Origin of the sequence: Klebsiella sp. EMBS2024, from assembly GCF_036233805.1 — a bacterium.
GTDB lineage: Bacteria > Pseudomonadota > Gammaproteobacteria > Enterobacterales > Enterobacteriaceae > Klebsiella > Klebsiella pneumoniae.
Map to the genome: position 1 here is coordinate 2395958 of NZ_JAZARW010000001.1, position 4453 is coordinate 2400410.

Sequence of the window (4453 nt, forward strand, 5' to 3'; positions counted from 1 at the left end):
ATATTATTGGGCATCCACTGCGGATGCCGCGGAACCGAACGTAGCCCCTCTTGCTATATTCAGGACCGTAGCCGCTTGAAAGCACGTGGAAATAACACCCCTGCAGACAAAGGTTTACCTGGCAGGCATAAAGGGATATTAACTACGCTGCCAGCGTTAAGTTGCTGAGCATCATTTTTAAAGCCTATTAATTTCGTTGCGTAAACTTCACGCAGAGTGATAGTAGGGGCATCACTGCTTGATTAAAAAATTTGAAAGGGAATAACAAATGTTTTCAATAAGCCCTGTATTTTTTTGGGCTAACATTTATGTACCTGCCGATTTTGAGGATTATTGTGTGAATACCCTGAAAAAAACCGCATTGCTTTCTGTACTTGCCTTATATATTCCTGTGTCGCAAGCCGCGGCTAAGGAATACAGTCTTGATCCACAGCATACCTCGGTTGTGATCTCCTGGAACCATTTCGGCTTCTCAAACCCTACCGCCTATATCTCTGATGTTTCAGGGAAACTGGCCTTTGATAAAGAGAATCCGGAGAAATCCTCGGTGAACGTCACGCTGCCAGTGAAAACCATTGACGCTCACGTCAAGGCGTTAACGGATGAGTTTTTAGGCAAAGAGTATTTTGATGTTAAAACGTTTCCCAACGCCACTTTCCAGAGTACCAAAGTGGAAAGCAAAGGCGACAATAAATATGATGTGGAAGGTAATTTGACCATTAAAGGCATCACCAAACCGGTGGTCCTGCATGCCGTCCTGAATAAGCAGGATATGCACCCAATGGTGAAAAAAGAGGCCATTGGATTTGATGCCACCGGGGTGATAAAACGTTCAGACTTTAAGCTTGATAAATATGTGCCGGCGGTAAGTGATAACGTCACCATCACGTTATCCACGGAAGCCTATGCAAAATAAGTAAAAGCTGGCGCAACGATTGCGTTTTATTCAGGATGCTTATTGCATGGCCTCTCTGGATAATATAACAGGCTCAGATTATTCATGGTCAGGATCGGTCGGTTCATTGAGCTTCAACGCGCTGGACCGCTTAATAACCCCCTTGCCTGTCTGAGTCTGTTTTCTCATTCCCTCAGTTCCCGCCTGGTTACCGCAGCTGGCCGGTCATATCATTAAGCATTTAACAACGCCATGCCCTTCCTGAGCGGCAATAAATGCTATCTGACGGTTAATTCCTGTCGCGCCGCAAACGACTTGGCTCTGGATCTTGTCGTCCGTCATTACAAGCCAGGCGTAGCATCTCTTTTTCACTGAGGCGGGAGCTCTGTTTTGTCGTCGCATCGCAGCAAGAAAAACCATCATTGCCCTATGGCGATGTGCAACGGGAATTTAGCGCAGAGAGAAAACGACAACGGCACCGCGTACGGTGCCGTTTGCCTGCTCGCTTAGCTGTCAGGGAAGATAAACAGCAGGGCATGACGCTGCCGTTTCACCAGTCCCTTCCTGATAGCGAGGATCCGCATATTGCGGCGCGATTGGGCTTCCAGCCAGCGCGCTTTACGGCGATTCACCTGTCTCAGCATGCGCCAGCGCCCTACTTCCGTTCTACTACGCTTCATTGCAACGACTCTACGAGTGAAAACAGCCCCCATTATAAACCTCTGCCAGCAACTGACTACCGCTTTCGCTGCGTTTTTATTTGCCAGAAAAATACTGATGCGTAAACTCATCACATATCGTCATTCAAAAGGATTTTACATCTATGACAACCTTTTACACGGTGGTGAACTGGCTGGTCATTCTGGGGTACTGGCTGTTGATCGCCGGTGTAACATTACGAATTCTAATGAAACGCCGCGCTGTCCCGTCCGCCATGGCATGGTTGCTGATCATTTATATCCTGCCGCTGGTGGGGATCATCGCCTATCTCTCCTTTGGCGAGCTGCATCTCGGCAAGCGTCGGGCCGAGCGCGCCAGGGCGATGTGGCCCTCGACGGCCAAGTGGCTAAACGACCTCAAAGCCTGCAAACATATCTTCGCGGAAGATAACAGCCCGGTGGCCGAATCCCTGTTCAAGCTGTGCGAACGGCGTCAGGGCATTGGCGGCGTAAAAGGCAACCAGCTACAGCTGCTGACGGAATCTGACGACGTGATGCAGGCCCTGATCCGCGATATTCAGCTGGCCCGTCACAACATAGAGATGGTCTTTTATATCTGGCAGCCCGGCGGCATGGCCGACAGCGTCGCTGAATCGCTGATGGCCGCCGCTCGCCGCGGGGTTCACTGTCGGCTAATGCTCGACTCCGCGGGCAGCGTGGCCTTTTTCCGCAGCCCATGGGCGGCGATGATGCGTAACGCCGGTATTGAAGTCGTCGAAGCTCTTAAGGTTAACCTGATGCGCGTATTCCTGCGCCGGATGGACCTGCGTCAGCATCGTAAAATGGTGATGATCGATAACTATATCGCCTACACCGGCAGCATGAATATGGTCGATCCGCGCTACTTTAAACAGGACTCAGGAGTCGGACAGTGGATTGATCTAATGGCGCGAATGGAAGGCCCGGTGGCGACCTCGATGGGCATCGTCTACTCCTGCGACTGGGAAATAGAGACCGGCAAGCGCATTCTGCCGCCGCCGCCGGACGTCAATATCATGCCGTTCGAAGAGGCCAGCGGACATACTATTCACACGATCGCCTCCGGACCGGGCTTTCCGGAAGATCTGATTCATCAGGCTCTCCTCACCGCCGCCTATGCGGCGAAAGAGCATCTGATCATGACCACCCCCTACTTCGTACCCAGCGACGACCTGCTGCATGCGATCTGTACCGCCGCCCAGCGCGGCGTTGACGTGAGCATTATTTTACCGCGCAAGAACGATTCGCTGCTGGTAGGCTGGGCCAGCCGGGCCTTCTTCACCGAGCTGCTGGCGGCCGGGGTCAAAATCTATCAGTTTGAGGGCGGACTGTTGCATACCAAGAGCGTGCTGGTCGATGGCGAGCTAAGTCTGGTGGGGACCGTCAACCTGGATATGCGCAGCCTGTGGCTCAACTTCGAGATTACCCTGGTCATCGATGACGCCGGTTTCGGCAGCGATCTGGCGGCGGTTCAGGATGATTATATCTCGCGCTCGCGCCTGCTGGATGCCCGTCTCTGGTTAAAACGTCCGCTGTGGCAGCGGATCGCCGAGCGACTGTTTTACTTCTTCAGCCCGTTGCTGTAAAACGTGCCCATCAGATACCGAATGAGTAGCAATCATGGATATGGATTTAAACAACCGCCTGACCGAAGACGAAACGCTCGAGCAGGCTTACGATATCTTCCTCGAACTGGCGGCCGACAATCTCGACCCGGCGGACATCATTCTGTTTAACCTGCAGTTTGAGGAGCGCGGCGGCGCCGAACTGTTCGACCCTTCGGCAGACTGGGAAGAGCATGTGGATTACGATCTCAACCCGGATTTCTTCGCCGAAGTGGTGATTGGTCTGGCGGATACCGACGGCGGGGAAATCAATGATATCTTCGCCCGCGTTCTGCTGTGCCGCGAGAAAGATCATAAGCTGTGCCATATTCTGTGGCGTGAATAACCTTTAACATCCAGTAAAAAGCCTGCCGCGGTTCTCCCGGCAGGCTTTTTTATGTCGCCAGCTTACTTCGGCAAGGCATGACCGCAGGCATGGCAGAAACGGGCGTTATCGTCATGGTCGCCCTGCTGACACTGCGGACACAGGCGCTGCTGTCGTCGACGATTCAGGGCGCTGGTCATATGCGTGGTGATAAGTCCGGTCGGTATGGCAATAATGGAGTAGCCGATCAGGATAAGAATGGAGGCCAGGATGCGACCCAACGGCGTGTGCGGCGTGATGTCTCCGTAGCCGACGGTGGTGATGGTCACGATGGCCCAATAGACCGAGGCGTTAAGCGTGGTAAAGCCGTATTCCGGCCCCTCAATCAGATACATTAACGAGCCGAAAATCACCATCACAATGGCGATAAACGAATAAAACAGGATCAGCTGATGGCGCGCGCTGACAATCGCTCGCCAGAACACGTTGAGCGAAGGCATAAAGCGCAGTAGTTTGAGAATACGCAGCGCGCGGATCGCCCGCATTGCCCGCCAGGCGAATACATAATTGAGGCTAATTTCCGGCCATAGCCACATCACATACAGCGGTAAAATCGTCGCCAGGTCAATCAGCCCCCAAAAGCTGAAAATATAGTGGAGCGGATTGGGCCAGGTAGCGATACGCAGCAGGTATTCCAGGGTAAAGACCGCGGTCACCAGCAGCTCCAGCCAGACGAAAATATGCCATTCATCTAATGTCAGGTGATATTGCGTGCCCAGTCCCGACTCGATAAATATCACCAGTACGCTGAGCAGGGCGAAAAGTCCGCACAGCCCTTCAAAGCGGCGGCCGGAACGTCGGTTCTGATCGAAAAGTAAATGATAAAGCCGCAGACGAGCGGCAGAAAGCATACCCACTTCGTTAACCTCGC

Annotated in this window: 5 protein-coding genes; 3 read left to right on the top strand and 2 right to left on the bottom strand. The window is 52.8% G+C overall.

The genetic code is table 11. From position 1 onward, the window contains the following. Positions 1 to 268 precede the first annotated feature (268 nt). On the top strand, positions 269 to 916 hold the full coding sequence (locus VZP09_RS11065) for a YceI family protein (protein WP_072196945.1): 648 nt from the start codon (positions 269 to 271) through the stop codon (positions 914 to 916). A gap of 485 nt (positions 917 to 1401) precedes the next feature. Here VZP09_RS11065 and VZP09_RS11070 read toward each other — a convergent pair whose 3' ends face one another. Then, on the bottom strand, positions 1402 to 1575 hold the full coding sequence (locus tag VZP09_RS11070; RefSeq protein ID WP_004194006.1) for a YciY family protein: 174 nt from the start codon (positions 1573 to 1575) through the stop codon (positions 1402 to 1404). Between the two features lie 143 nt (positions 1576 to 1718). Here VZP09_RS11070 and cls point away from each other — a divergent pair, with 143 nt between their 5' ends. Beyond that, positions 1719 to 3179, top strand: coding sequence for a cardiolipin synthase (gene cls / locus VZP09_RS11075; RefSeq protein WP_002910077.1), 1461 nt, complete (start codon positions 1719 to 1721; stop codon positions 3177 to 3179). Between the two features lie 34 nt (positions 3180 to 3213). Then, positions 3214 to 3543: an HI1450 family dsDNA-mimic protein gene (locus VZP09_RS11080; protein ID WP_002910079.1), complete on the top strand. Its 330-nt coding sequence runs from the start codon at positions 3214 to 3216 to the stop codon at positions 3541 to 3543. 62 nt (positions 3544 to 3605) lie between these two features. Here VZP09_RS11080 and VZP09_RS11085 read toward each other — a convergent pair whose 3' ends face one another. Next, positions 3606 to 4433: an ion transporter gene (locus VZP09_RS11085; protein WP_002910080.1), complete on the bottom strand. Its 828-nt coding sequence runs from the start codon at positions 4431 to 4433 to the stop codon at positions 3606 to 3608. Between the last annotated feature and the right edge of the window lie 20 nt (positions 4434 to 4453).

Coding starts and splice junctions, on each gene's coding strand:
- cls (WP_002910077.1), top strand. CDS start 1,719: ATGACAACCTTTTACACGGTGGTGAACTGGCTGGTCATTCTGGGGTAC.
- VZP09_RS11070 (WP_004194006.1), bottom strand. CDS start 1,575: ATGAAGCGTAGTAGAACGGAAGTAGGGCGCTGGCGCATGCTGAGACAG.
- VZP09_RS11085 (WP_002910080.1), bottom strand. CDS start 4,433: ATGCTTTCTGCCGCTCGTCTGCGGCTTTATCATTTACTTTTCGATCAG.
- VZP09_RS11080 (WP_002910079.1), top strand. CDS start 3,214: ATGGATATGGATTTAAACAACCGCCTGACCGAAGACGAAACGCTCGAG.
- VZP09_RS11065 (WP_072196945.1), top strand. CDS start 269: ATGTTTTCAATAAGCCCTGTATTTTTTTGGGCTAACATTTATGTACCT.